The organism is Acidovorax sp. Root275 (assembly GCF_001428965.1).
GTDB classification, from domain to species: domain Bacteria; phylum Pseudomonadota; class Gammaproteobacteria; order Burkholderiales; family Burkholderiaceae_C; genus Acidovorax; species Acidovorax radicis.
The window spans coordinates 550,776-576,741 of sequence record NZ_LMJH01000009.1; the positions used below are offsets into that span (position 1 = coordinate 550,776).

21 protein-coding genes are annotated in these 25,966 nt (G+C 67.1%); 8 read left to right on the top strand and 13 right to left on the bottom strand.

The window, feature by feature from the left end; translation table 11 throughout:
• Positions 1-149: 149 nt before the first annotated feature.
• Positions 150-2,027: a gamma-glutamyltransferase gene (gene ggt, locus ASE52_RS17575; protein ID WP_057227926.1), complete on the top strand. Its 1,878-nt coding sequence runs from the start codon at positions 150-152 to the stop codon at positions 2,025-2,027.
• A gap of 69 nt (positions 2,028-2,096) precedes the next feature.
• Here ggt and ASE52_RS17580 read toward each other — a convergent pair whose 3' ends face one another.
• On the bottom strand, positions 2,097-3,056 hold the full coding sequence (locus tag ASE52_RS17580) for a LysR family transcriptional regulator (RefSeq protein ID WP_057227928.1): 960 nt from the start codon (positions 3,054-3,056) through the stop codon (positions 2,097-2,099).
• 145 nt (positions 3,057-3,201) lie between these two features.
• On the opposite strand from ASE52_RS17580, the gene ASE52_RS17585 reads away from it, so the two are divergent.
• Positions 3,202-4,587 carry a hypothetical protein gene (locus ASE52_RS17585; RefSeq protein WP_057227930.1) on the top strand — a complete coding sequence of 462 codons (1,386 nt, stop codon included), beginning with the start codon at positions 3,202-3,204 and terminating at the stop codon, positions 4,585-4,587.
• A gap of 152 nt (positions 4,588-4,739) precedes the next feature.
• Here the strand turns inward: ASE52_RS17585 and ASE52_RS17590 are convergent, their stop codons facing one another.
• From ASE52_RS17590 to ASE52_RS17610, 5 genes are all read right to left on the bottom strand, one after another.
• Entirely contained in the window at positions 4,740-6,977 is a 2,238-nt protein-coding gene (locus ASE52_RS17590) for an NADP-dependent isocitrate dehydrogenase (protein WP_010465148.1), read from the bottom strand.
• 242 nt (positions 6,978-7,219) lie between these two features.
• A complete protein-coding gene (gene pdeM / locus ASE52_RS17595; protein WP_181147548.1) occupies positions 7,220-7,945 on the bottom strand; it encodes a ligase-associated DNA damage response endonuclease PdeM in 726 nt (241 codons plus the stop codon).
• Positions 7,946-7,978: 33 nt separating this feature from the next.
• Positions 7,979-10,693, bottom strand: coding sequence for a ligase-associated DNA damage response DEXH box helicase (locus ASE52_RS17600; protein WP_057227932.1), 2,715 nt, complete (start codon positions 10,691-10,693; stop codon positions 7,979-7,981).
• Positions 10,690-12,399 (bottom strand): ATP-dependent DNA ligase, encoded by a 1,710-nt coding sequence (locus ASE52_RS17605; RefSeq protein ID WP_057227934.1) that lies wholly within the window; start codon positions 12,397-12,399, stop codon positions 10,690-10,692. The genes ASE52_RS17600 and ASE52_RS17605 overlap by 4 nt, the downstream gene beginning before the upstream one ends.
• Positions 12,396-13,520 carry a ligase-associated DNA damage response exonuclease gene (locus ASE52_RS17610; RefSeq protein ID WP_057227935.1) on the bottom strand — a complete coding sequence of 375 codons (1,125 nt, stop codon included), beginning with the start codon at positions 13,518-13,520 and terminating at the stop codon, positions 12,396-12,398. The genes ASE52_RS17605 and ASE52_RS17610 overlap by 4 nt, the downstream gene beginning before the upstream one ends.
• A gap of 235 nt (positions 13,521-13,755) precedes the next feature.
• On the opposite strand from ASE52_RS17610, the gene ASE52_RS17615 reads away from it, so the two are divergent.
• Together ASE52_RS17615 and ASE52_RS17620 are read left to right on the top strand one after the other, a co-directional pair.
• The gene (locus tag ASE52_RS17615; protein ID WP_057227937.1) at positions 13,756-14,238 is read left to right on the top strand and encodes a GNAT family N-acetyltransferase; all 483 of its coding nucleotides are present in this window, start codon (positions 13,756-13,758) and stop codon (positions 14,236-14,238) included.
• A gap of 35 nt (positions 14,239-14,273) precedes the next feature.
• Positions 14,274-14,807, top strand: a complete 534-nt coding sequence (locus ASE52_RS17620; protein WP_057227940.1) for a BON domain-containing protein — start codon at positions 14,274-14,276, stop codon at positions 14,805-14,807.
• An 11-nt stretch (positions 14,808-14,818) separates the two neighbouring features.
• Here the strand turns inward: ASE52_RS17620 and ASE52_RS17625 are convergent, their stop codons facing one another.
• Positions 14,819-16,276, bottom strand: coding sequence for an amidase family protein (locus ASE52_RS17625; protein WP_198928121.1), 1,458 nt, complete (start codon positions 16,274-16,276; stop codon positions 14,819-14,821).
• Between the two features lie 73 nt (positions 16,277-16,349).
• Between ASE52_RS17625 and ASE52_RS17630 the strand changes: the two genes are divergently transcribed.
• Together ASE52_RS17630 and ASE52_RS17635 are read left to right on the top strand one after the other, a co-directional pair.
• A complete protein-coding gene (locus tag ASE52_RS17630) occupies positions 16,350-17,261 on the top strand; it encodes a helix-turn-helix transcriptional regulator (protein WP_010465164.1) in 912 nt (303 codons plus the stop codon).
• 216 nt (positions 17,262-17,477) lie between these two features.
• Entirely contained in the window at positions 17,478-19,031 is a 1,554-nt protein-coding gene (locus ASE52_RS17635) for an ABC transporter substrate-binding protein (protein WP_057228542.1), read from the top strand.
• A 51-nt stretch (positions 19,032-19,082) separates the two neighbouring features.
• On the opposite strand, the gene ASE52_RS17640 is transcribed toward ASE52_RS17635, so the two are convergent.
• The 3 genes from ASE52_RS17640 to ASE52_RS17650 form a co-directional block, all read right to left on the bottom strand.
• Positions 19,083-20,786: a hypothetical protein gene (locus tag ASE52_RS17640; protein ID WP_241777040.1), complete on the bottom strand. Its 1,704-nt coding sequence runs from the start codon at positions 20,784-20,786 to the stop codon at positions 19,083-19,085.
• Positions 20,787-21,326: 540 nt separating this feature from the next.
• Positions 21,327-21,650, bottom strand: coding sequence for a YnfA family protein (locus ASE52_RS17645; protein WP_057227946.1), 324 nt, complete (start codon positions 21,648-21,650; stop codon positions 21,327-21,329).
• Complete coding sequence (locus tag ASE52_RS17650; RefSeq protein ID WP_057227948.1) at positions 21,650-22,375, bottom strand: helix-turn-helix domain-containing protein; 726 nt, start codon at positions 22,373-22,375, stop codon at positions 21,650-21,652. The genes ASE52_RS17645 and ASE52_RS17650 overlap by 1 nt, the downstream gene beginning before the upstream one ends.
• Before the next feature lie 82 nt (positions 22,376-22,457).
• Here ASE52_RS17650 and ASE52_RS17655 point away from each other — a divergent pair, with 82 nt between their 5' ends.
• The gene (locus ASE52_RS17655) at positions 22,458-22,802 is read left to right on the top strand and encodes an NIPSNAP family protein (protein WP_057227950.1); all 345 of its coding nucleotides are present in this window, start codon (positions 22,458-22,460) and stop codon (positions 22,800-22,802) included.
• Positions 22,799-23,143: an antibiotic biosynthesis monooxygenase gene (locus ASE52_RS17660; protein WP_057227952.1), complete on the top strand. Its 345-nt coding sequence runs from the start codon at positions 22,799-22,801 to the stop codon at positions 23,141-23,143. Before ASE52_RS17655 ends, ASE52_RS17660 begins: the two co-directional genes overlap by 4 nt.
• A gap of 185 nt (positions 23,144-23,328) precedes the next feature.
• On the opposite strand, the gene ASE52_RS17665 is transcribed toward ASE52_RS17660, so the two are convergent.
• The 3 genes from ASE52_RS17665 to ASE52_RS17675 all read right to left on the bottom strand — a co-directional run bounded on the left by ASE52_RS17665 (position 23,329) and on the right by ASE52_RS17675 (position 25,574).
• Positions 23,329-24,078 (bottom strand): hypothetical protein, encoded by a 750-nt coding sequence (locus ASE52_RS17665; protein WP_057227954.1) that lies wholly within the window; start codon positions 24,076-24,078, stop codon positions 23,329-23,331.
• A gap of 18 nt (positions 24,079-24,096) precedes the next feature.
• Positions 24,097-24,654, bottom strand: a complete 558-nt coding sequence (locus tag ASE52_RS17670) for a GNAT family N-acetyltransferase (RefSeq protein ID WP_057227956.1) — start codon at positions 24,652-24,654, stop codon at positions 24,097-24,099.
• A 221-nt stretch (positions 24,655-24,875) separates the two neighbouring features.
• Complete coding sequence (locus tag ASE52_RS17675) at positions 24,876-25,574, bottom strand: class I SAM-dependent methyltransferase (protein WP_057227958.1); 699 nt, start codon at positions 25,572-25,574, stop codon at positions 24,876-24,878.
• Positions 25,575-25,966 lie beyond the last annotated feature (392 nt).

Consider the following 25,966-nt stretch of genomic DNA (forward strand, 5'->3'; position numbering starts at 1 on the left):
ATACTGAACAGGTGTTTCTGGCACGGAATCTGCGGTTCTATTGCCGCAGATCCTGGGCCCTGCATCCATTGTGGTGCAGGCAAGTCCGCCCACCGTGGCCCGCTGCCAGGGCCCGCTTTGTTCCTCCCGTTCTTCCAAGGATTTCATTCATGGCGCCTTCTGTCTTTCGACGCAACCCTTTTGCCACGGGCCTGAGCATCGCCGCACTGGCCGTGCTTGCCGCCTGTGGTGGCAATGACGGCCCCACGACCCCGGTGGCCACACCCGAACCCACCGAGCAGTACGTGCCGCCCGAGCCGCCCTCAGGCTACACCCCCAAAGCCATCAGCTACGCCAACAAAGACATGGTGGCTGCGGCCAACCCATTGGCGGTGAAGGCGGGCGTGGACATCCTGGCCAAGGGTGGCACCGCCACGGATGCCGCCATTGCGGTGCAGATGGTGCTGAACCTGGTGGAGCCGCAGTCGTCGGGCATAGGGGGCGGAGCCTTCATGCTGCATTACGACAAGGGCGCGAACAAACTGTTGGCCTACGATGGCCGCGAGACCGCACCCAAGGCCGCTACGCCCAACCTGTTCATCGGCGCCGATGGCAAGCCGCTGGCGTTCCTGGCGGCGGTGGATGGTGGCCTGTCAGTCGGTACGCCGGGTGTGTTGCGCATGCTCGAAGCCGCCCACAAGGCGCACGGCAAGCTGCCATGGAAGGACCTGTTCGAGCCCGCGATCAAGCTCAGTGAAGAAGGTTTTGCGATTTCGCCGCGCATGAGTGTGTCGATCGCAGGCTCGGCCGCACGCATCAAGGCGCAGGGCGAGCCCGGCGCCAGCTACTTTCTCAACGCCGATGGCACGGCCAAGGCAGCAGGCACGCTGCTCAAGAACCCGGAGCTGGCAGCCACGCTCAAGGCCATTGCGGCTGGCGGCGCCAACGCGTTCTACCAGGGCGACATCGCCAAGGACATCGTGGCCAAGGTGGCCAGCCACCCCACCAACCCCGGCAAGCTGGCGCTCGATGACCTGAGCGGCTACACCCACAAGGTGCGCGAACCCGTGTGTGGCGTGTACCGCGTGTTGTACCGCGTGTGTGGCATGCCCGCGCCCAGCTCGGGTGGCATTGCCGTGCTGCAGACACTGGGGTTGCTGCAGGGCTTTGACCTGGCGGCCATGAAGCCCAACACGCTCGATTCGGTGCATGTAGTGTCCGAGGCCTACCGCCTGGCCTATGCGGACCGCGCCCTGTACGTGGCCGACCCCGACTTTGTGAGCGTGCCCCAAGCGGGCCTGATCAACGCCGACTACATCAAGGAGCGTGCCAAGCTCATCAGCCTGCAAAAGAGCATCGGCGTGCCCGTGGCCGGCACGCCACCGGGGGTGAGCGGCGCCAAGGGGCAGGACAACTCGCTGGCCCTGCCATCGACCACGCACCTGTCCATCATCGACAGTGCAGGCAACGCGGTGTCCATGACGACCACCATCGAGAACGGCTTTGGCAGCCTGCAGATGGTGCGCGGCTTCTTGCTGAACAACCAGCTCACCGACTTCTCGTTCACGGCCACCGACGCGGCGGGCAACCCCATCGCCAACAGCGTGCAGCCCGGCAAGCGCCCCCGCAGTTCGATGGCGCCCACCATCGTCTTCAACGCCACCACGGGTGACCTCGAAGGCGTGGTCGGCTCGCCCGGCGGCAGCGCCATCATCCAGTACACCGCCAAGACCATCCTGGGCATGACGGACTGGGGCCTGAACGTGCAGCAGGCCGTCAACCTGCCGAACTTTGGTGCGCAGACCAACGCCACCACGTCCATCGAAAAGGGCTCGGTCATCGACACTGCTGCCATCCGCGACGGCCTCAAGGCGCGCGGCCACACCGTGGCGCAGGCCGACACGTTCACCAGCGGCCTGCACGGTGCGGTGTTCAATGGCCTGCGGTCCAACGGCAATGCGGGCCTGCTGGCGCGCAACCCCGGCGCCGGGACCTATGCAGGTGGTGCCGATCCACGCCGTGAGGGGATCGCGCTGGGCAACAACTGAAGCGCGGCGAGGTGACCGGTTCTGCCCCTGATGGGGTCGAGCCGACGCACGGAAGGGCTGTCTGGTGGGCTACCGGGCAGCCTTTTTCTTTGGAGGCTCTGTGGCCGCCGCCGGATGTTGTTCGCCCGCCAGCGTGCGCAGCAAGGCAGTGAAGGTGGCCGTGGGGCCCATGTTGTCGTCCGCACGGTAGACCAGGGTGAGCGGCACATCCAGCCGCCCGCCATCCACCAGCGACCGGTAGGCGATGGCGTGGCGGTGCACGCCCAGCATGGACGACGGCACCACGGAAATGCCGGTGCCCGCAGCCACGAGGTTGAGGTTGGTCAGCATGCGTGCCACTTCGGCCACCACACGGGGGCGCACGCCCTGTTCGCTGCACAGCGTGAGCAGGTTGGCGTATAGGCCGGGCGCGCCCGGGCGGCGCACCAGGATCATGGGCTCGGCCTCCAGGTCGGCGATCTGAATGGGCAGCGGCTTGCCGCGCCGTTGGCGTTGTGCCAGCGGGTGGTCGATGGGCAGCGCCACCATGGCGGGCTCGTGCTGCAGCGTGTCGAACGCCAAGCCCGCAGGCCGCGCCACCGGCACGCGCAGCAGGCCGCAGTGCAGGCGTCCATCGGCGACGGCCTCGGTGATCTCGGCGGCATTGTTCTCGCCAATCTCCAGCACCAGGCCCGGGTGGCGCGCGCGGCACTCACGCAGCGCAAACGGCGTGAACTCATGGGCCGCGGCGGAACTGGTGAACGCAATCGCCAGCCGCCCGGTTTTGCCCTCGGCCAGCAACTGCATGCGGCTTTGCAGCGCATCGAAGTCGTGCACCAGGCGCGTGGCGTCAGCTTGTAGTGCGCGGCCCGCTTCGGTCAGTGTCACGCCCTTGGCATGGCGCTTGAACAAAGCCATGCCCACCGTGTTTTCAAGCAGCTTGATCTGCTGGCTCAGCGGTGGCTGGGCCATGCCCAGCTGCTCGGCGGCGCGCGTCATGTGCCCGGCGTCTGCAACAGCGAGAAAGTAGCGGAGCTGGCGGATGTCCATGTCAGCGGTGCGATGGCGTAAGTAGTGATCTCATACGTAAATCGTATCGAAGATGGTGGATGGACCTATTTGACGTATCGGAACTCCGTTTCTACGATGCGCAGCAGCTACCCACCAGAACCATCATTCAACGGAGACTTTCCCCATGGCTGCTTTTCCGCCGCTTCGCGCCTGGCCCCGCTGGACCGGGGCTGCGCCGGTCGCCCTGGCGGCTGCTGTTTTGGCTGCCTGTGCGCCGGTTGCCACCCAACCCCAGGCGGTGGCCGAGGCAGCACCCGCCGCCACGCCCTGCCCCAAGGACTTGACGCCCATCGCCCGCTGCCTGTCGGGCAAGGATTCCGCAGGGGCGTATTACCTGATTGCCATGCCGCAGCAGTGGAACGGCCACCTGGTGCTGCACGCCCACGGCGGCCCGGCGCTGGGCGCGCCCAAGATGGAGCGCGCGGTGGAGGACCTGGAGCGGTGGTCCATCATGGTCCGCGCGGGCTATGCCTGGGCGGGCAGCACCTTCCGCCAGGGCGGCGTGGAGGTGCGCGCGGCGGCCGAAGACACCGAGCGCCTGCGGCAGATTTTTGTGCAGCAGGTGGCCCAGCCGCAGCGCACCATCCTGCATGGCCAGTCCTGGGGCGCCAGCGTGGCGGCCAAGGGGGCCGAGATGTTCCAGGCCACGGCGACTAGTGGCAAACGCCCTTACGACGCTGTGCTGCTCACCAGCGGCGTGGTGGCAGGCGGCACGCGTTCGTACGATTTCCGCACCGATCTGCGCGTGGTCTACCAATACCTGTGCAACAACCACCCCCGGCCCACCGAGGCGGCGTACCCGCTCAACATCGGCCTGCCGCGCGATGCGGCCATGACGCAGGCGGATCTGGCGGCGCGCGTGAACGAATGCCTGGCGCTGAACAAATCCGCTGCAGAGCGCACGCCCGAGCAGCAGCGCAAACTCAAGACCCTTGTCGACGTGATCCGCATCCCCGCCAGCTCCATCCAGGGCCACATGAACTGGGCCACGTTCCACTACCGCGATGTGGTGCAGCACCGCGCCGGGGGTGCGAGCCCGTTTGGCAACCAGGGCGTGCAGTACAAGGGCTCACCCGACGATGCGGCCTTGAATGCCGCCGTGCTGCGCTACCGCGCGGACCCCGCCGCCGTGGCGCGGTTTGCGCAGGACACGGACCTCAGTGGTCGCATCCCCGTGCCGGTGCTCACCGTGAAAGGTGTAGACGACCCCACGGCCTTTGTCGAGCTGGACACGGCTTTCAAGGCCACCATGGAGCAAGGCGGCAGTGCGGCGCGCCTGGTGCAGACCTTCACCCAGCACCATACCCACAGCTACCTGAGCGACCCCACCTACCCGACGCTGATGACCGCCTTGCTGCGCTGGGTGGACGGAGGTGTGAAGCCCACGCCCGAGGGCATCGCAGCGCAGTGCCCGGCCTTCGAGGCGCATTTCGGCAAGGGGTGTGCGTTCCTTCCCGGCTATGTGCCTGCGGCGCTGAGCACCCGCGTGGCCGACCGCGAACGGCCCTGATGTTCGGGCAGGGGTAGCGCCGCTCTTCCCCATCATTTGTGACCTGAAATGTGGCTCCCTCCAGGGGCTGCTTTTTTCCATACTGGTGCGGTCCGGCAATAAAAAAGGCCCCGACATGCGGGGCCTTTTTTGGGGAGCGGGCTGTTTGTCGTTTAAGCAGCCACGGTCTTCAACGCTGCATTCAGCGTCTTGCTGGGGCGCATCACGGCGTCCAGCTTGGCGGTGTCGGGCAGGTAGTAGCCACCGATGTCGGCGGGTGCGCCCTGCACCGCAGCCAGCTCGGCCACGATGGTCTGTTCGTCAGCGGCCAGTTGTTTGGCCAGCGGCGCGAACAGCTTGGCCAGGTCGGCATCGTCGGTCTGCGCGGCCAGTTCCTGCGCCCAGTACAGGGCCAAGTAGAACTGGCTGCCGCGGTTGTCCAGCTGGCCGGTCTTGGGCGAAGGGTTCTTGTTGTTGTCCAGGAGCTTGCCTGTGGCGGCGTCCAGCGTCTTGGCCAGCACCTTGGCCTTGGCGTTGCCGGTCTTCAGGCCCAGGTCTTCCAGCGACACGGCCAGCGCCAGGAACTCGCCCAGCGAATCCCAGCGCAGGTGGTTTTCTTCCACCAGCTGCTGCACATGCTTGGGTGCGGAGCCGCCCGCGCCGGTTTCGTACATGCCGCCACCCGCCATCAGGGGCACGATGGACAGCATCTTGGCCGAGGTGCCCAGTTCCATGATGGGGAACAGGTCGGTCAGGTAGTCGCGCAGGATGTTGCCGGTGGCGCTGATGGTGTCCTGGCCACGGATCACGCGCTCCAGCGTGTAGCGCATCGCACGCACCTGGCTCATGATCTGGATGTCCAGGCCCGCCGTGTTGTGCTCGTGCAGGTACATCTTGACCTTGGTGATCAGCTGCGCTTCGTGCGGGCGGTACGAGTCAAGCCAGAACACCACGGGCATGCCGGAATTGCGCGCGCGATTCACGGCCAGCTTGACCCAGTCGCGGATCGCGGCGTCCTTGACCTGGCACATGCGCCAGATGTCGCCGGCTTCCACGTTCTGGGAGAGCAGCACTTCGCCGGTGGCCAGATCGGTGATGTTGGCCACGCCGTCTTCGGTGATCTCAAACGTCTTGTCGTGCGAGCCGTACTCTTCGGCCTGCTGGGCCATCAGGCCCACGTTGGGCACCGTGCCCATGGTCTTGGGGTCGAACGCGCCGTGCCACTTGCAGAAGTTGATGATCTCCTGGTAGATGCGGGCGAAGGTCGATTCGGGCATCACGGCCTTCACGTCCTTCAGGCGGCCGTCGGCTCCCCACATCTTGCCGCCGTTGCGGATCATCGCGGGCATGGAGGCGTCCACGATGATGTCGTTGGGCGAGTGGAAATTGGTGATGCCCTTGGCCGAATCTACCATGGCCAGCTCGGGGCGGCCTTCGTGGCAGGCGTGCAGGTCCTTCAGGACTTCTTCGCGCTGGGCGGTGGGTAGCGTGGCGACCTTTTCGTACAGGTTGGCCATGCCGTTGTTCACGTTCACGCCCAGTTCTTCGAACAGCTTGCCGTGCTTGGCGAACGCGTCCTTGTAGAAGATCTTCACGCAGTGGCCGAACACGATGGGGTGGGACACCTTCATCATCGTGGCCTTCACGTGCAGCGAGAACATCACGCCGGTCTTGCGCGCGTCTTCGATTTCCTTCTCGTAGAACTCGACGAGCGCCTTCTTGCTCATGAACATGCTGTCGATGATTTCGCGGTCCAGCAGCGACACCTTTTGCTTGAGCACCACGGTCTTGCCGCTCTTGGTGATCAGCTCCATCTTCACGTCGCGGGCGCGGTCCAGCGTCATGGACTTTTCGCCATGGTAGAAGTCGCCAGCGTGCATGTGCGACACGTGCGAACGCGATGCCTGGCTCCAGTCGGCCATGCTGTGTGGGTTCTTGCGCGCGTATTCCTTCACGGCCTTGGGGGCGCGGCGGTCGGAGTTGCCTTCGCGCAGCACGGGGTTCACGGCCGAGCCGATGCAGCGGGCATAACGCGCGCGGATTGCTTTTTCTTCTTCGGTCTTGGGATCTTCAGGGTAGTCAGGGATCGCATAGCCCTTGCCCTGCAGTTCCTTGATGCAGGCCTGCAATTGGCCGACCGAGGCGCTGATGTTGGGCAGCTTGATGATGTTGGCATCGGCCTGCAAGGTCTTCTTGCCCAGCTCTGCCAGGGTGTTGGGTACCTTCTGTTCGGCGGTCAGCGATTCGGGGAACTCGCCCAGCACGCGTGCGGCCACGGAGATGTCGCTCTCGGTCACGTTGATGCCCGCGGGCGCCGCAAAGGTGCGGATGATGGGCAGGAAGGAAGCCGTGGCCAGACGGGGGGCTTCGTCGGTCAGGGTGTAGATGATGGTCGGTTGCTGGGTCGTCATGGCTTGTCTCACGAAACAGAGTGTGTAAATGCCCTCGGCTGCGTTGCAGCGGGGCCAAACGCGGATGCTCTCTGATTCTCCTTGCTCGGGGCTGTCTGTGCCCGCTGTTTTTGCAATCGAATCTCACAATGCAAAATTATCATAAGCCTGTGGCACTTTTTTTCACCAAAAAGGTGGTAATCACCCTTCTGCCACGAGCGGTTTGGGTGGGTGGGCACAGCCGTATAGTCACTCCGCGCGGGCTATGAAAAGCCTGCTGGGACCGCCACCACGCGGCCCGGCGTGACTGCAAACCGGACCCAGCTGCCAGGAAGTGCAGTGGGTGATGTGCCGGTAAACGCCCCAAAGGCGGGCAGGATCAGCTGCCCCTCTCCCCAGCCAAAACAAGGCGCCCGCAGGGAATCGCGCCCGGGGCCGTTCAGTCGCAGAGTGGGGTGCAGATGGCCTGCCAGCACGGTGTGGCCGACGACAGCGTGCGGGTGGTGGCAGGCCAGCAAAGGTGTGTCGGCATGGGGCAACCAGGGCTCGTTCACGATGGCCAGGGCCAACGGTGTAGGTGGGTCGCCCGCGTGCAGGTCGTGGTTGCCGCGCACCAGGGTCATCTGCAACTGCGCATGGCGCTCGCGCCACGGCAGCAACTGCTGCCACAGGGCATCGGCCGCACCGCTGCGGGCATGCAAAAAGTCGCCCAGAAAGACCAGGTGCTCCGCGCCCGTCACGGCCAGCACCGCGTCGAGCCTTGCCAGGTTGTCGGCCGTGGTGCCGTGTGGCACCGGCTGGCCCGCGCGGCGGAAGGTGGCCGCCTTGCCGAAGTGCACGTCGGCCACGAAGGCCATGCGCGCAGCGGGCCACCAGACGGCGCGCTGTGGCAGCAGCCACAGGACGGTGCCACAGGGCGGGGTGATGGCATGGGCGCCGGCAGGTGGGGATGCAAGCGAAGGGGTGGTGGTGTCGGTGTCTGCGGTCACGGGCAAGGTCGGTCATCGTCTTCGTCGTCGTGCTCAGAATCCGTGGCGTCCCCGGGGCCGGCGCGGCGCGGCACCGGCATCGCCGCGGCGTGCGCGCCGGGGGGATGCGGTGGCGCCGTCGGGGACGTCCCAGGCCATGTCGGCCGGGGCCACGGGATTATCGGCGTGGTGGGTGCCGGTGGTGTCGTCGGCCGCCTTCTCCAGCGCCTGCACCATGCGCGCCAGGCGGTCGGCCAGGGTCTCGGTGCTCAGGCGTTCGCGAAAGCGCTCCACCATCAGCGGCAGGGCGAACGGGGTGGGGCGTTCCAGCGCATGGATGGACAGGGCCTGTGCCTGCATGCCGCGCAGCGTGCGGGCCAGTCGCTCCATGTCGAGCTCGTTGGCCAGCAGCTCGGCGCGGGCCTGGGCCAGCAGCAGGTTGTCGGGGTCGTACTGCGCGAACACGTCGTAGTACAGCGACGACGAGGCCTGCAGCTGGCGGCTGCTGCGCTGCTCGCCCGGGTGGCTCTGGAAGATGAGGCCCGCGATGCGCGCGATCTCGCGAAAGCGCCGGCGCGCCATCTCGGTCGCGTTCAGGCTGGCGAGCACTTCGTCTTCGAGCCCGCTGCCGATGGTGGTGTGCGTGCCTTCGCCGATCAGGCGCGGCAGCAGCGCGGCCCAGTCCACGGGCTTGGCGGACAGCAGCTCCAGCCCATAGTCGTTGACGGCGATGGAGAAGGTGTTGGGCACCTGCTCCGATGCGCGCCACGCCAGCAGCCCCGCCAGGCCCAGGTGCACCAGGCGGCCCGCCAGCGGGTACAGGTACAGGTGCCAGCCTTCGCGCGTGTGCAGCGTCTCGGCCACCAGGCGGCTGGGCGTGGGCAGGGCCGACCAGGCGTGCTGCAGCGCGAGCAGCGGCTGGGCGCACTGCATCTCGGGCGATGCATAGACGCCGCGCTCGGCCTGCTCCAGCATCTCCAGCATGGCGTCGGCCAGTGTGTTCGACAGCGGCATGCGCCCACCGTTCCAGCGCGGCAGCGCGGCGCTGCCCTTGGGGGCGATGCGCACGTAGGCCGTCATCTGCTGGGTGCGCACCAGCTCCAGCAGGCGGCCCGCGAACATGAACACGTCGCCCTTGCGCAGCCGGGCGATGAAGCTCTCTTCCACCGAGCCCAGGCGCCCGCCGCTCACGAACTGCACCTGCATGCTGGCGTCGCTCACGATGGTGCCGATGTTGCTGCGGTGCCGGCGCGCGAGCCGCGCATCGGGCACGCGCCACACGCCTTCCTCATCGGGCGCGGCGCGCTGGAAATCGGGGTAGATGGCCAGCGAGGCACCGCCCTGGCGCACGAACTGCAGCGCCCACTGCCAGTCGTTGTCGGCCAGCTGCGCGTAGGCCGGGGCACGGCGCACTTCGGCCAGCAGCGCATCGGGTTCGAAGCCGCCGCCCAGGGCGATGGTGACCAGGTGCTGCACCAGCACATCGAGAGGCGCGCGGGGCGTGTGCCGGTCTTCGATGCGGCCCAGCGCCAGCGCATGGCGCGCTGCGGCAGCTTCCACCAGCTCCAGGCTGTGCGTGGGCACCAGCGTGATGCTCGACGTGCGCCCCGGCGCGTGGCCCGAGCGGCCCGCGCGCTGCACCAGCCGCCCCACGCCCTTGGCCGAGCCGATCTGCAGCACCTGCTCCACCGGCAAAAAATCCACGCCCAGGTCCAGGCTCGAGGTGCAGACCACCGCCTTGAGCAGACCGGCTTTCAGCCCGTTCTCTACCCAGGCCCGCACGTCCTGGCTCAACGACCCGTGGTGCAGCGCAATGGTGCCAGCCCAGTCGGGCCGCGCCTCCAGCAGCGCCTGGTACCAGCGCTCAGCCTGCGAGCGCGTGTTGGTGAAAACCAATGAAGAGGCGCAGGCCTCAATGGACTCCACCACCTGCGGCAGCAGTGCCAGGCCCATGTGCCCGGCCCAGGCAAAGCGGTCCACCTTGGCCGGCAGCATCACCTGCACCTGCAGCGCCTTGTCCACGCGGCCCTGCACCAGCACGGCCGGTGGTGCCGCGGGGGCGCCCGGGGCAGGGCGGGGCAGCAGCGTGTCCAGCGCCTCTTGCAGGTTGCCCAGCGTGGCCGACATGCCCCACACCTGCAACGCCGGGTTCCAGCCCGACAGGCGCGCCAGCGCCAGCTGCGCCTGCACGCCGCGCTTGTTGCCCACCAGCTCGTGCCATTCGTCCACGACCACCAGTTGCACGTGGCGCAGGCGCTCGTGGGCGTCGGCGCGGGCCAGCAGCAGCGACACGCTTTCGGGTGTGGTCACCAGCAGCGTGGGCAGGCGCCGGTCTTGTGCGGCGCGCTCGCCGCTGGCGGTGTCGCCGGTGCGCAGGCCATTGGTCCAGTCCGGCGCCAGATCGGGCAGGGGCGCGACCAGCGCACGCAGGGTATCGGCCGCCAGGGCGCGCATGGGGGTGATCCACAGCACCGTGAGCGGCGGCGCTGCCGCGCGGCGTGTGCGCAGGGCCGTGCGCGCACTGGCGTCTGCAGCGGGTGCCACGGGCGCGCCTGCCAGCGCCAGGTGCTGCAGCGCGCCCAGCCACACGGCATAGGTCTTGCCCGCGCCGGTGGTGGCATGCAGCAGGCCCGACCGGCCCTCGCCCAGGGCGCGCCACACCTCCTGCTGAAAGCCGAAGGGCTGCCAGCCGCGCGCGGCCATCCACCCTGCGGCCGCACTGGCGGCCACCGTGGGCAGCGGCTTGCGCCGGCGGCGGGCCGTGCTCATGCGGCAGTGTCCTGCCTTGGTAGCAGCGCCATCAGCGTCTGCAAGGTATCGGCCTCGGCCACGGTCTTGTCCTGGCGCCAGCGCAGCATGCGCGGGAAGCGCACGGCGATGCCGCTCTTGTGCCGCGGGCTCCTGCCGATGCCCTCGAAGCCGAGCTCGAAGACCATGGTTGCATCCACGCTGCGCACGGGCCCGAAGCTCTCGCGCGTGGTCTTGCGGATGATGGCGTCCACCTGCCCGATCTCCACGTCCGTCAGGCCCGAGTAGGCCTTGGCGAACGGCACCAGCTGGCGCTCTGGGTCGTCGGGCGGCCCGTTCCACACGGCAAAGGTGTAGTCGCTGTACAGGCTGGCGCGGCGGCCGTGGCCGCGCTGGGCGTAGATCAGCACGGCGTCCACGCTCATCGGGTCGATCTTCCACTTCCACCACACGCCCACGTCCTTGGTACGGCCCACGCCGTAGTGCGCCTGGCGGTGCTTGAGCATGAAGCCCTCGGTGCCCATGCCGCGCGCGGCTTCGCGCTGGTGCGCCAGGTCCGGCCAGTCGGCGCCGTGCAGCAGCGTGCTCAGGCGCAGGCCCGGTTGCGCAGCGGGAGCGATCGCCGCCGGGTCGGGCTGCAGTGTGGCCTCCAGCAGTGCCCGGCGTGCCTGCTGGGGTTGCTGGCGCAGGTCCTGGCCCGCATGTTCGAGCAGGTCGTAGGTCACCAGCACCACGGGCAGCTCGCGCAGCAGCTTGGGGCCCAGCGTCTTGCGGCCCAGGCGCTTTTGTAGGTCGGCGAAGGGGCGGGGCTGGGGCTCATCGGGCAGCCACACCAGGATCTCGCCATCGACCACCGAGCCATCGGGCAGCTGCGCCATCGCAGCCTCGGCCAGCTCGGGGAAGCGGTCGGTCACCAGTTCTTCGCCACGCGACCACACCCACACCGCGCCGCCGCGCCGCACGATCTGCGCGCGGATGCCGTCCCACTTCCACTCCACCAGCCAGTCGCCGGGCGCGCCGAGCAGCGCGGGCATCTCGGGCACGGGCTGGCTGAACGGGTGGGCCAGGAAGAAGGGGTAGGGCTGGCCTGCCATGCCGGCATCCACGGCATCGCCCGCGTCGCCATCCGCAGCCTCGCCCACGGGCGCCACCAGCGCGCTGTAGTCGTCTGCTGTGGGCTGCCGGCCGATCTGCGTGTAGCCCATCAGCCGGTGAGCGATGCGCTTGGGGTCCAGGGCGCTCACCGTGGCCAACGCCTGCGTGACCTGCAGGCGCGACACCCCCACGCGGAAGTTGCCGGTGATGAGCTTGAAGTACACGAAGCGCTGCTCCGGCGCCAGCATGCCCCACTGCGCGCGCAGGCGGGCATCGGCCTCCTCGGGTGGCAGGGTGCGCAGGGGCAGCAGCTGCGCCATCCACTCGGCCAGCGGCAGGTCCACCGGCTGCGCCGGCGGGGGCAGCAGCAGGGCCAGCGTTTCGGCCAGGTCGCCCACGGCCTGGTAGCTCTCTTCAAACAGCCACTCCGGCAGGCCCGCCGCCTCCTGCGCCAGGGCTTTGAGGCGCTTGGTGGGGACCATCTGGCGCGGCTTGCCACCGGCCAAAAAGTAGGAGGCCCAGGCTGCATCGGCCGGCGGCGCCACGCGCAGATAAGCCACCAGCGCCGCCAGCTTGGCCGACTGCCCGGTGGTGGCATCGAGCGCCTGGAACAGCTCGGCAAACGCCCTCATGGCGTGGGCTCCGGGGGCTCGGCGCTGCCCTGCTCAGCGTTGGCAGAGGTAGCAGATGCGGAAGCGTCAGCGGCGGAGGAATCAGATGCGGAAGAGGGCGCTCCCGCGTTGCTGTCATCCTCGTTGTCGTCCGCCCCGTACTCGGTGGCAAACACCTGCGCGTCCAGGCCCTGCTCGCACAGCCAGCGAACCATCACCTCGGTGCTGCCGTGGGTCACGATGACGCGCTCGGCCCCGGTGGCGCCGATGGCCTTTTGCAGGCTGGGCCAGTCGGCGTGGTCGCTCATCACAAAGCCCCGATCGACGCCTCGTCGGCGGCGCGCGCCGCGCACCAGCATCCAGCCGCTGGCAAAGGCATCGGAATGCTCGCCAAAGCGCTTGAGCCAGGGCGTGCCCGCCGCCGAGGGCGGTGCCAGCACCAGCGCGCGGCGCAACTCGGCCTTGGTGACGCCCGGGTCCGTCACGCGCAGGGTGGGCGGCAGCGCCACGCCCGCCGCGCGGTACACGGCATTGAGCGGGTCCACTGCGCCATGCACGATGATGGGGCCGATGCCTGCATCCACCCCATGCAGCAGGCGCTGCGCCTTGCCGAAGGCGTAGGCATACAGCACGCTGGCCTTGCCCGATGCCGCATTCGCGGCCCACCAGGCATTGATGTCGGCGAACAGCACGGGCTGCGACGGCCAGCGGTAGATGGGCAGGCCAAAGGTCGATTCGGTGATGAAGGTGTGGCAGCGTACCGGCTCGAACGGCGGGCAGGTGCCGTCGTCCTCGAGCTTGTAGTCGCCCGAGGCCACCCACACCTGGCCGCCATGCTCGATGCGCACCTGCGCCGAGCCCAGCACGTGCCCCGCGGGGTGCAGCGACACGCGCACGCCCTGCTGGTCGATGACATCGCCATAGCCCAGCGTCTGCAGGTCGATGTCCGCACCCAGTCGGTTGCGCAGCGTGCCCTCGCTGTCCGTGTGCGCCAGATAGTGGGCCGAGCCCATGCGCGCATGGTCCGAATGTGCATGTGTGATCACAGCCCGGCTGACCGGCCGCCAGGGGTCGATGTAGAAGTCGCCGGGTGGGCAGTACAGGCCTTCAGGGCGGTGGACGATGAGGTCGCTGCGGGGCATGGTCAGGGCATCGTAGGCGGCAGTTCAAAGCCGGGGAGTGGACTGGGGATTGCGGGAGGGAGTTTTGTCACTAAAATTTGAATAAAAACTGCCGCTAGCGCTTATCTATAAAGCGCTGACAGCTATGAATATGTGAGTAACCGCTGATCGCCGACACTACAGAGCGGCGGCACCTCGTTTCAACCCCATCATCCTGCGCGCCCCCTTCCCGTCTGCAGGCCAACACCGCTTTTGTATGCGCACCGAACTCGCCCGCCCGTCAGACGCCGCCGCCATTGCTGCGGTGCTGCGCGAGGCCGCGCAGTGGCTGGTAGACCGCCATATGCCGCTGTGGGCTGTGGCCGATTTCAGTGATGAAAGCGTGCAGCAGGACGTGGATGGCGGGCTGTATGTAGTGGCCAAAGTGGACGGCGCGGTGGTGGGTGTGGTGCGTTTTCAGCGCGAAGACCTGACCTTCTGGCCGGATGCGGAGCCGGGCACCTCCGCGTTTTTGCACAAGCTGGCCGTGCGTCGGGCATGGGCGGGGCAGGGGGTGTCTGCGGCACTGCTGGCGTTTGGGCGTGAACACGCGCGCAGTCTGGGCCTGCGTACCCTTCGGCTGGACTGCGTCGCCGACCGGCAACCGCTGCGCACGCTGTATGAGGACTTTGGTTTTACCCTGCACGACCGTGTGTGGAAAGGCCGCAGGGAATTTGCGCGGTACCAGATCGTGTTGTAGGCAGCGTCTGCCGACCATCCACCAAGGAGCAATGCATGCGCCGAGTTTGTGTGTCCTTCCGGTTTTTCATGGGGTGTTCGGTGGTGGCCGCCATGGTCCCGTCCCTGGCGCTTGCCCAGGGCGCTGGCAGCCCGGCCGCGCGCACCAACGCCTTCAACGACCCCTTCGTCCAGGTCACGAGCGCCATCCCGCAATGCCCCGTGCCCGAGGGCCCGCTCTACACCGAGGCCGAGGTGCGCGAGCTGGCGCACACGCGCTCGCAGCATGGCGGCAGCTGCCACCGCGTGGGGCGCTGCCGGCTGCCCAACTCCTACCTGTACGACGCGGAGCTCATTCCGCGCGTGCAGCGCTATATCCGCGAGGAGGGGCGTTTTGACGACACCAGCGTGTGGGTGCTGGGCGAGCGGCGGCTGGTCACGCTGATGGGCTGCGTGCAGTCCGAGGCGCAGTCGCTGGCGCTCGAGAAAGCCGTGGGGCTGGTGGATGACGTGATGGGTGTCATCAACCTGCTGCAGGTGGGCACGGCGCGCGAGGGCGCGCGCTACCCCCTTGCGCCCGCGCGCCCCTGACGGGGCTTCATTCACAGGGGTGGGACCCGGTGCGACCAGGGTTCGGCCTGTTCCAGTTCATAGGCCAGTGCGAACAGGGTCTGCTCGTCGCCGACCCGCGCCGCGAAATGGCTGCCGATGGGCAGGCCGCGCTCGCTCAGCCCCAGCGGGACCGACATCGCTGGCGTGCCCGCCACGTTGTGCAGCGGCGTGTACGACGCATAGCGCATCAGCCGGGCCCACAGCGTGGCGCCGGGCACGGTGGGGGCGAGCCACCCCAGCGGTGGCGGCTCGCTAGCGGCCACCGGGCTGAGCACGACATCCACGGCGTCGAACCAGGCATTCACCTGCGCGCCCACGGCGGCAAAGTGCGCGCCGGCGCGTGCCGCCGCGCCGGCGGGGAGCGCGCGCGCGTGCCGTGCCAGGTGCAGGGTCCAGGGCTCCAGCAGCGTGTCGGGCGGGCGGCCCGTGCCCTCGGCCTGCTGCAGCGCCCGTTCGGCGCCGCCGCTCCAGGCGACCATGAAGGCATCGAAGAACCGCTCGCCGTCGATGCCATGCGCAAAGGGCTGCACCTGGTGCCCAAGCCGTTCGCACAGCCGCGCGACCCGGGTGACTTCCTGCAGCACCGCGGGGTCCGGCATCTCGCCAAAGAGGTTCTGCGGCGCGAAGCCAATGCGCAGGCGCCGGGCCGAGGGCCCGTGCACCGCGGGCATGGGCGGCAGCGGCGCGGCGCCATCGCCGCGCTGGTTCCACCAGAACAGCGTGGCGCTGTCGCGCACCGTGCGGCTCACCGCGTGGTCGACACCGGCATCGCGCGGGCCGGAGCCCTGCATGCGCGAGCGGCTGGGCTTGAGCCCGAACAGCCCGCAGCACGAGGCGGGGATGCGGATCGAGCCGCCGCCATCCGTCGCGTGCGCCATGGGCAGCATGCCCGCGGCCACGGCCGCCGCGGCGCCGCCCGAGGAACCACCCGGGGAGTGCAGCGGGTTCCAGGGATTGCGGACCGGGCCGCCAAGCAGGGGCTCGGTGGTGGCGCTGAGCTGGAACTCGGGCGTTGCCGTCTTGCCGATGGCGATCAGCCCGCTGGCTTCGCAGCGTGCCACCAGCGGTGACGAGGCGCTGGAAAGCGCCGCGTCCGCCTGCAGGCGCGAGCCGCTGCGCCGGTGCGTGCCTTGCAGGTCGACCGCGTCCTTGTAGGCAAACGGCACGCCCCAGAAGGGCCCGGCGGAGGGCGGCCCCTGCCATTGGCCGCGGGCCCGGTCGGGGCAGAGTTCCACCAGCGCCTGCAGCCTGGGGTTGATGTCCGCCACGCGCGCCAGGCTGGCCTGCACCAGCTGCGCGGGTTGCAGATGGCCCGCCCGCACCAGCGCTGCCTGGGACGTGGCATCAAGCGCCAGCAGGCCGGGGGGGGCGCCGTGGGCGAAAGCGGGGCGCAGGGGTGCGCCCAGTGCGGTCAGGCCCATCAGGCCCAGAAGATCTCGTCGTTGCATGGTGTGTGCACAGTGAATGGAGGAGAGGGCCATCGTCTCTGGGCCGGGCCGCGCGAGCTTGTATAAACGCGCCATGGCCGCGCTTTTTTGCTACCACCTGCTGCCCGCCTGCCTGGGCGATATCGACGAACGCCCCGACGCGCTGCTCGCGCGGGCCGTGCGCACGCAGGTGCAGGGCTTCGTCACCCACCAGGCGTATGTGGCGCAGGTGCTGCGCGGCGGCCCGGAGGCGCGCGGGCAAGAGGCTCGGCGGGAGGCACGCCTTGCACTGCTGTGTGCGCTGGACCTGAACCCGGTGCAGGCGCTCCTGGCGCCCCCGGCCGCCGTGGGCCGTGGGCCATCTGCGTTCGTGGACCGCTGGAACGCCTACAACCGCATGGCGCCCCTGGGCGTCAACACGCAGCTCGATGGCCAGGGAGCGCTGCGGCGGGAATCCCCCGCGCTGCCAGACCGTGCGCTGCGTGCCGCGGCGCAGCGCAGTGCCGACATCCGCGCGGGCATTGCCGCGTCGTGCGTGAGCGTGCTTGCGCGCGGCAGCACCCGCAGCAGCCCGGCGGATGCGCCGCGCACGCTGCAGTCCCTGGCGCGGCGGCTGGGGTGCGCGAACGAGGTGCTGGACCTGCTGGCCTGGTGGCGCGAGGAGCCCGCCCTGGTCCTGTCCGACGCCGCCTGCCGCCTGGGTCGCAGCGCGCGCCAGCTGCAACGCGATCTGGCCCGGCACGGCCTGGGCTTTGCCACGCTGCGCCAGGCCGCCCGCATCGAACAGGCGCAGCAGGCCCTGCTTGGCGGCGCGGCCAGCCTGACGGGCATCGCGCATGCCGCAGGGTTCTTCGACTCCGCGCACTTCGTGCACGGCTGGCAGCGTGCCTGTGGCATCAGCCCCAGCCAGTACCGGCAGCTGGCCGGTCGCCAGGACACCCAGGGCGCTCTCTGCGCCCCGGGGGCCGTGCGCAGAGGGGTGGATTTCGTGGAAAACGCGCAGTAGGTTTGGCGGCCCGCTGCGGCATATTGCGGCTTCCATCCTTGCAAAGGAAAACATATGTCCCGTAGGTTCCAGAGCTTTCTTCCTCCCCTGTCTCAGCGCACCGTTTTGTCCCGCGTTGCGGTAGTGGCGCGGCACCCTGCCTACCCGCAGCCCGCCACGCCCCGTGGGGCCAGCACCGCGCGGCCAGGCCGCCGCTGGCTCGTGCCCGCGCTGGCCATGGCGGCGTGGGTGGCCGCGATGCCGGGCGCGCACGCCAAGACGTTCCGCTGGGCCGGGTCCAGCGATATCCAGACCATGGACATCCACTCGCAGAACAGCGCCTTGGGCAACGGCATCCATGCGGCGGTGTATGAGTCGCTGGTGATGTTCAACAGCCGCACCCTCAAGGTCGATCCGCTGTTGGCCACCTCGTGGCAGCAGGTCAGCCCCACGCAGATGCGCTTCAAGTTGCGCCAGGGCGTGAAGTTCAGCGACGGCTCGGCCATGACGGCCGATGACGTGGTGTATTCGCTGCAGCGCGCGATGAGCAAGACGTCCACCTACGCCATCTACACCCAGGGCATGGACCGCGTCGCCAAGGTGGACGGCGAGACCCTCGACATCTTCCTGAAGAACCCCAACCCTGTGCTGCTCAACCAGCTGACCGAGCTGCGCGTGATGAGCAAGGCCTGGGCCGAGAAGAACAACTCGGTGGAGCCCAAGGACATCAAGGCCAAGGACGAAACCTATTCGCACCGCAATGCCATGGGCACCGGGCCGTTCGTGCTCAAGGAATGGGTGCCCGACCAGAAGATCGTGTTTGCCGCCAACCCCCACTGGTGGAATGCCGGCAAGGCGGAAGGCAACGTGACCGAGATCACCTATACCCCCATCAAGTCCGAAGCCACACGCATTGCCGCGCTGCTCTCGGGTGAGGTGGACATGGTGCGCGACACCAGCATTCAGGACTTGGCCCGCCTGCGTGCCCACCCGAGCCTCAAGGTCATGGAGATGGTGGAGAACCGCACCGTGTACCTGGCCCTGGACCAGTTCCGCGATGAGCTGCCCGGCAGCAACATCAAGGGCAAGAACCCACTCAAAGACCTTCGCGTGCGCAAGGCGCTGTACCAGTCCATTGACAGCGCCACGCTGCAGCGCGTGACCATGCGCGGCATGTCCAAACCCACCGGCGCCATGGTGTCGCCCCTGGTCAACGGCTGGACAGAAACCGTGGACAAGCGCCTGCCCTACGACGCCAGCGCCGCCAAGGATTTGCTGGCCCAGGCGGGCTACAAGGACGGCTTCGAGGTGGACTTTGCCTGCAGCAACAACGCCATCGTGCAGGACGAAGAGCTGTGCCAGGCCATCACATCCATGTGGTCACGCATCGGCGTGAAGGCCAAGCTGCGCACGCTGCCCGCCGTCACCTACTACCCCATGGCCCAGCGCCACGAAGCCAGCATCGCGATGCTGAGCTGGGGCGTGCCCACGTTTGATGCGCTGTACACCCTGCAGTCGCTGGTGCGCACCAAGACCACGGGTGGCGACGGCAACTACAACCTGGGCCGCTACAGCAACGAACGCATGGACTACATCGTGGACCGCGTGAAGACCGAGACCGACCTGCCCGTGCGCAACCGCTTGCTCACCGAAGGCCTGCAACTGCAAAACGATACCGTGGCCCACATCCCCCTGCACAACCAGATGCTGGCCTGGGCCATGAAGAAAAACGTGGAGCTGGTGCAGCGGCCGGACAACCGGATTGACTGGCGGTTGATCAAGGTGAACTGACGGGCAGGGGGCGAAAGGCCGTCCGTTGACGGACGGCCTTTCGCGGCGCGCTCACGCTGGCAGATTCAGCCGCAGCACGCTGTTTTCGCTGCCGACGTACAGGCTGTTGGCATCCGGGCCTGGGCTGATGAATTTCACCAGGTTCAGATTGGCGGGCAGCGCACCCAGGCGCACGCCGACCGGTGTGGGCTGGTTTTGCCCTGCCAGCAATTCCAGGCCTTTGGCCACGGTAAAGCGGTAGACGCCGCATGCGCTGGACAGAAAGACCTCGCCAGGGCGGCTGGGCAGGGTGCACAGTTGGTGGTAGTGCCCGGAGATGAAGCTCTGTATGTTGACTGAAGGTAGGGCGAACGACTGCCGGTTGGTGCCTTCGAGCCGTACCAGCTCCGGCACAGAGCCCACGAGGCGCGTGCGGCCCTCCGACAGCACGGGCCGGTTGCACAGCACCCACCAGACGGGCGAACTTCCCCCCTCGAACGCGATGTCTGTCACATCCATGTACCAAGGTCGCTGGTCCAGCGGCGGGTAGCTGGCAGCCGTGTGGACCAACTGCGGGTCGCCAACGACCAGCTTCACCTGTCCGCTGGCGCTGACAGTGCCGATCAATGAGGTGCCGGATCCGTAGGGCCGCGAATCCAGCACGAAAGGCAAGGTGCGGGTGGCAAACCACAGCAGGCCCGTGGAGTCGGTCCGCAGAACCTTCAACCCTGAGACACCCGCAAAAAGCGGGCTTGTCACCCAGCTTTCCCAGGCCGAGTTGCCCGCGCTCTTGGAGGCGCGCAGCAGCGTGTTGTTGGCTGGGTTGTGGGTGACCAGGTAGCCGTACGCGCTGGCCAGCTGTTGGTAGCCGGACGAGAACGTGCTCGACAGGGACGTCACCTGGCCTGCGGGCGTAATAACCCGCAGAGGCGTGGGCGTGGTCCGGTTTGGCGGAGTGCCTTGCAGTGGGATTTCCGCCAGCGTAGCTACATAGATGGGGCCCGATGCATCGGAGGTGGCGTACGCACCTCTTACAAAGTCAAAGCGGGCTGCGCCCCCTGTGCCATCGACATACCCGCGTTGCTCGGACAGGCCGACCCAGGGTCGGGCTACCGCATTGGCCCCTTTCACGCGGTCCAGCACAAAGAGCACGCCAGGGCTCTCGGTGGTTTGCGCGCCCTCTGGCTCGGCTGAGCCGCTCGCTACCAAGTTGCCATTGGTGGGGTTGGAGACGGCTGTACTTACCCACCCCGGCATTGGCCAGATGTCTGAGCGCGTTCCGTCCAACGCGTAGTGGGCCAGGGTGTTGGAGGCGGAGTCGAAAGCCCAATACGTGTCCACCGCACCTTTGAGGGGGGCGAATGGCTCGGGATGCCCCACCCCTTGCCAATTGTGCGAAAGAACAGTCCAAGAATATCCGCCCAAGGGCGTCAGCGTCAATTCCGCCCATTCCACACGGCTGTTCTGGACATCTCTGGTGAACCGGCGCACCGCCCCTGTGGCGGAGGCCACCAGGCGGCTGTTGTCAGGGGCTGGCAGCAAGGAGGTCAGGGTTCCATCGGGACTCACGGTGCGCAGCAAGTAGCCCGAAGCATTGCGCGGGCGGTCCAAAAAGTACACCAAGCCGTCGCGGGCCAGCAGCGGGCTATCAAAGGCTCGGACCCTGGCTGCTGGGCCTTTGCCGTCCTGCAGCGGACCTTCCGTCGACTGGCCCGCCAAGGCAACCAGTCCTTCGTTGTTGAACAGCGAAAGAAGGACGCCCACGGTGTTCCGCATGGTGTGGGCAATCAGATAACGGTCCTGCGCATCGACCACCCCAGATATATCGTCCTGCTGTGGGCTGAGGGCGAAGTACGACAGCGCGCCTTCGGCAGAGACCCTTCCGACCCTCTGTTCGGAGGAGTGCCAGCCGACAAACCAGAGGTTTCCCTTGCTGTCGAACGCGTGTCCAGTCATTGACACCGGCAGCCGGGCGTCTGTCGAGGTGCCTGCAAGGAAACCCGCGCCCCCCAGTGCGCCGGCCGACAGGCTGAGCAAGGCCGACCCAGGTGCCGGAGGCGGTGCGGGCGTAGGGGCCGGTGACGAGGAACCGTCTCCTCCTCCGCAAGCAGAAAGAGAAAGCCCTGAGACTGTCATCCACAAAGCAAAGTGGCGGCGCGTAAGGGCAGAAGAAACTGTCTCATTTGAAGTGCGCATGAACAATCTTTTGAAGATAAGAAAGCCCTGCTTATAAAGCACGACGTTGCAAATGAGGAGGTTGTTACAAGGGGTTGCAGTGGCGCGCGCGGCCCGTGGGGGTGGACATGCAGAGGTTCCCTAGCGCGCAGGCTGCAGCATGATGATCGCCATGCCCGCCAGCGCCACCAGCACGCCTGCCACATCCCAGGGCGTGGGGGGAATGCCATCCACCACCCAAAGCCAGGCCAGCGCCGCGCCGATATAGACCCCGCCATAGGCCGCATACACGCGACCCGCGCCTGCGGTGTCATGCAGCGTGAGCAGCCACGCGAAAAGCGCGAGGCTCAGCGCTGCAGGCAGCAGCAGCCACATCGGCTTGCCCTGTTTGAGCCACAGCCAGGGCAGGTAGCAGCCCACGATTTCAGCCAGGGCGGTGGCGATGAAGAGCAGGAAGGTCTTCATCATTTTTCGGAACCCCGAATGGCGGTGGATGGTGGTGCGTCTGGGCTGACTGCCAGCCACTGGCGCAACGCCAGTTCACCCTTGGCGGTGAAGTGCACCACGCGCGAGCCCTGTGCGCGGTGCGCCCATCCGCCGTCGAAGAGGCGTTGCAGCAGCGCAGCGCCCAGCGCGCCGCCCAGGTGGTGGCGGCGCTCACTCCAGTCCAGGCAAGGGCGACACAGCATGCGCCGCTGCTGCGCCAGGGCAGGGGTGTCGATTCCCACCTGCGCAAACCATTGCGCGCCTGCGGGCGTCACCGCCGCACCCTGGGGCGTGGCCTGCAGCAGACCCTGGCGCACCAGGGCCTCGTAGAACTGCACGCCCACTTCGCCGGCCAGATGGTCGTAGCACATGCGCGCGCGGCGCAAGGCGGGCTCGCGTGGGCTGGAGCGCAGGCGCACCGCGCCTGCACGGAAGGCCACGTTCATCAGCGATTCCAGCAGGTGTGCCACATCGCGGTCGGCCAGTCGGAAGTAGCGGTGGCGGCCCTGGTGCTCGACGGTCAGCAGGCCGGCATCAAGCAGCTTGGCCAGGTGGGCGCTGATGGTCTGCTTGGTCACGCCTGCGACCGCCGCCAGTTCGGTGGCAGTGAGTGCGCGGTCGGACATCAATGCAGTCAGGACTTCGGCGCGACCCGCGTCGCCGATGAGTGCAGCAATGCGTGCAATGTGAGGGCCATCTTTCATGGTTCGATGTTGGACGAACCATCACAGGTCGTCAAGCGCCTATCGTTGAACCCTTACTCACAAAGCAACTGCGCGACCCACCATGATCACCTGCTTTATCCGTTACGACATCGACCCCTTCCAGCGCGAGCTGTTTGCCGAATACGCGCGCCGCTGGGGCCAGATCATCCCGCGCTGCGGGGGCCATCTGATCGGCTATTTTCTGCCGCATGAGGGCAGCAACTACGAGGCCTGGGGGCTCATCGGCTTTGAGTCGCTGGCTGCTTACGAGGCCTACCGCGCCCGCCTGCGCTCCGACCCCGAAGGCCGTGCCAACTTCGCCATGGCGCAGGAAAAGCGCTTCATCCTGCGCGAGGAGCGCACGTTCACGCAGGGCGTGGAAGGCACGCTGGGCCTGCCCGCACACCCGTTGGAGCTCAGGGCATGATCGCTGTCATTTTCGAGGTACAGCCCGCTCCGGGCCAGCAGGACGCTTATCTGGGCGCTGCCGCTGCGTTGCGGCCTTTGCTGGAGCAGATCGACGGGTTTATCTCCATCGAACGGTTCGAGAGCCTCAGTGCTCCCGGCCAACTGCTGTCGCTTTCGTTCTGGCGTGACGAGGAGGCAGTGGCGCAATGGCGCCAGATGGAAGCCCACCGCGCCACGCAGAAAGCCGGCCGCGAGCGGATCTTCGACAACTACCGCCTGCGCGTTGCCGCCGTGGTGCGCGACTACGGCATGCATGACCGCAATCAGGCTCCCGCAGATTCACGGTTAGTGCACACCTGACGGGAGCCTGCGCTCCCGGCTACGACGGCCGTGCTGCCGGGCAAGCCTCGCCATGGCCGCGTTTCGAACTGTGGTGGTCTGCACAAGCGCAGGAGAAAGGGGGTTGCCACCCAGATTTGCTGCCGAGTCAGCGCCCACCGGCGACGGATGCGGAGACGGGAGAGATCCGCAGGAGGGGCAGGCCTTCAGCAAGGTGACACAGCGCCGCTCAGGCTGCCCTGGCACAGGTGCAGGCTGATGCGCGCCCGGTTGAACAAGAGATCGCACAGCCACGCATACACCAGCGCGATGTAAGCCAGCTGGGCCCAGCCCACATAGCTGCCGAACACGATGGTCTGCAGCCAGTTCTGGCCCCAGAGGTAGACAGCGCTGCTCGCCAGCGTTGCCACGAGGAGTGTGGCGGTGGCCGGCACCAGCGATGCCCCAGCTGCGCCGTGGGGTCGCCGCCATGCAGCCAGGCCCAGCAGGGCGAATGCCAGGGCGTTGGCGCCGCTGAAGATGCGCAATTCGCGCAGTAGCTTCTCGGCTGTGTCCATGTAGGCGCTGCGGATCAGTCCATCGAGCTGTGACTGCATTTGCTGCGCGGTGCCGATCTGCAACTCGAGCCGCTGCTGGTGACGTTTGCGGCATTCGCAGGCCGGAATCCCCATTTCGGCCGCAATGGTGGCGACCCGGGCGGGCAATCCCGCAGACAGCGCTTTGCGCGCGGCGTCGATCTCCTGTTCCTTGCCGCGCAAGAAGACCCGTGCCTGCGCGCTCAGGAAGCGTTCGTCCAGGGCTCTGAGCTTCTCGCCGGTCTTGTGCTCGATGTGCTGACGGATCAGCTCGCGCGCACCGCGTTCAATCCAGGTGGGTTGCAGCAGCGATACCAGCAGCAACCCGCCGAAGGCGGCGCTGCCCAGCAGGGAGAGCAAGAGGACAAAAGATCGAAACAAGGTGCAGGTCTCCGGTTTTCAGTTCGATGCGGGTCGTACACCGGCACATCCGCTGTCCTGGGCCAGCCGGCCGAGTGCGGGCTCAGTCAGCCGGTAGCTGAGCCGTTCGGCCACCCGTTCGGCACCCAGGCTTTCGTAGAACAGGATTCCCCTGGCGTTTGAAGCTTTCACAGGCCAGTCGATTCGGCGGCAGCCGTGGTCAAAGGCATATCGGGCGAGCCCGGACATGAGCGCCCGGCCAGCCCCTTGGCTTCTCTCGGCCGAACTCACATACAGCTCTTTCAACTGGCATTGCCTGCGCTGGTCTTCGGCAAACTCGACCAGCGAATACACCAGCGAGAACGCAGCAAAGCCCACTACCACCCCATCGCCGCGCGAAGCCACCAGCAAACGCTGGGAGGAGCCGGGCGCCAGGAGGTTCTGGCGGAGATGCTCCATCACCACCTGCCGAGCGGGCGTGGCGCCTTCGTTGTAGAAGGCGTGCAGTTCGCACAGCAGGTCCACCAGCGATGCATGCTGGTGTTCGGCGACGAGGGCGACCTGAAGTGGGTGTTCCGTGGGGCTGACGTTCTGCATGGGCTTTTGAAGCTTGGAGGTTTCAGCGAGACAACATGCGATTTCTGACAGGGTGCAGTGTGGACGAGCCCCATACCGCTGCCCGAAAGTTGTCCAACGTGATGACCCTGAGGAGGCCCCTGGGCGCTGCCCACCACCCGCCAAGGTGGTGCAGGCCAAGGCCCTGGGAGAGGCACATTACCGCACCGCAGGCCTTGATCTTTAGCCAGGACTGCCGTGGATCATGGCAACTGTTGTGGTGCGTCGGGTGCCCCATCTACCTGGACTTTCACGGCAATCACTTCCATGCACACGCGGTAGCGTTGGCTGATGCCATAGCGCACGGGCCTGAAGCCACATTCGGCCAGCAATGCGTACAGGCGATCACGGTCAAAGTTGTGATAGTGCTCAATCTCACCCCAGTACGGGTTCGCATTGTTGGCATCCAATGCTTTCCAGACAAAGGAGCCCAGGTTGGGCATGGAGATCAGCAGCACGCCGCCCGGTTGCAACAGCCGGTGGGCGGCATGCAGGCCGACCTTGGGAAACGGCATGTGCTCCAGCACATCCGCCATGCTGATCACACTGGCGGGGTGCGGCAGCTCAAACCCCGTGACATCCTGGCAATGGGCTGTGACACCCCATCTGCGCAACTCTTCCACCGATTGCGGACGCAGGTCCAGGCCCACGGGATCGAAGCCGTACTCCTGCGCGGTGAACAGAAGTGATGCATTCCCAAACCCCACGTCCAGCCACGTGCCTCCGGTCTGGTAGGACAGCACCTTCTCGACCATCTGCGCAGACACATAGCGCTGCCGTTCCAGGTCATAGCCCACCACCTGGGATTCATTGGTGCCACGGAAAACGATATTCAGTGCTGCTTCGGTGTAGTAGCCGCTCCGAAAAACATGCTGGCACGCCGTGCATTGGCTCCAATGCATGGTGCGAGAGAGTTCTTGGCTGTAGCGAGGGTGGTGGGAACAGTCCGCACTGCGCAGTGGCCGAAAGGCTTTGCTCTCACACAACGGGCATGCCTGGTACTCGATCAACTCACCGGCCAGGACTGCGGGGGTGTTTGCGGGGGGGCGGTAAGTCACCGGCGCAGCGGGGAAGGAGTATTTGATCATTGCTTCATTCTAGGAGGCGCGGGACGCCGAGACTTGCGCGCCGCAAGAATGTGATCAGCGCCACAGGGCCGCCTGCTCCACCCAGTGCGGACCACAAGAAGCATGTTCGGACTAGCGATTGTTTTAGGGATGATTTTGCTGCGCACGTGCCCCGTGACACTTCAGGCATTCCAGATGCCTGCTAGGAACGAAGCGCCGGAAATCCC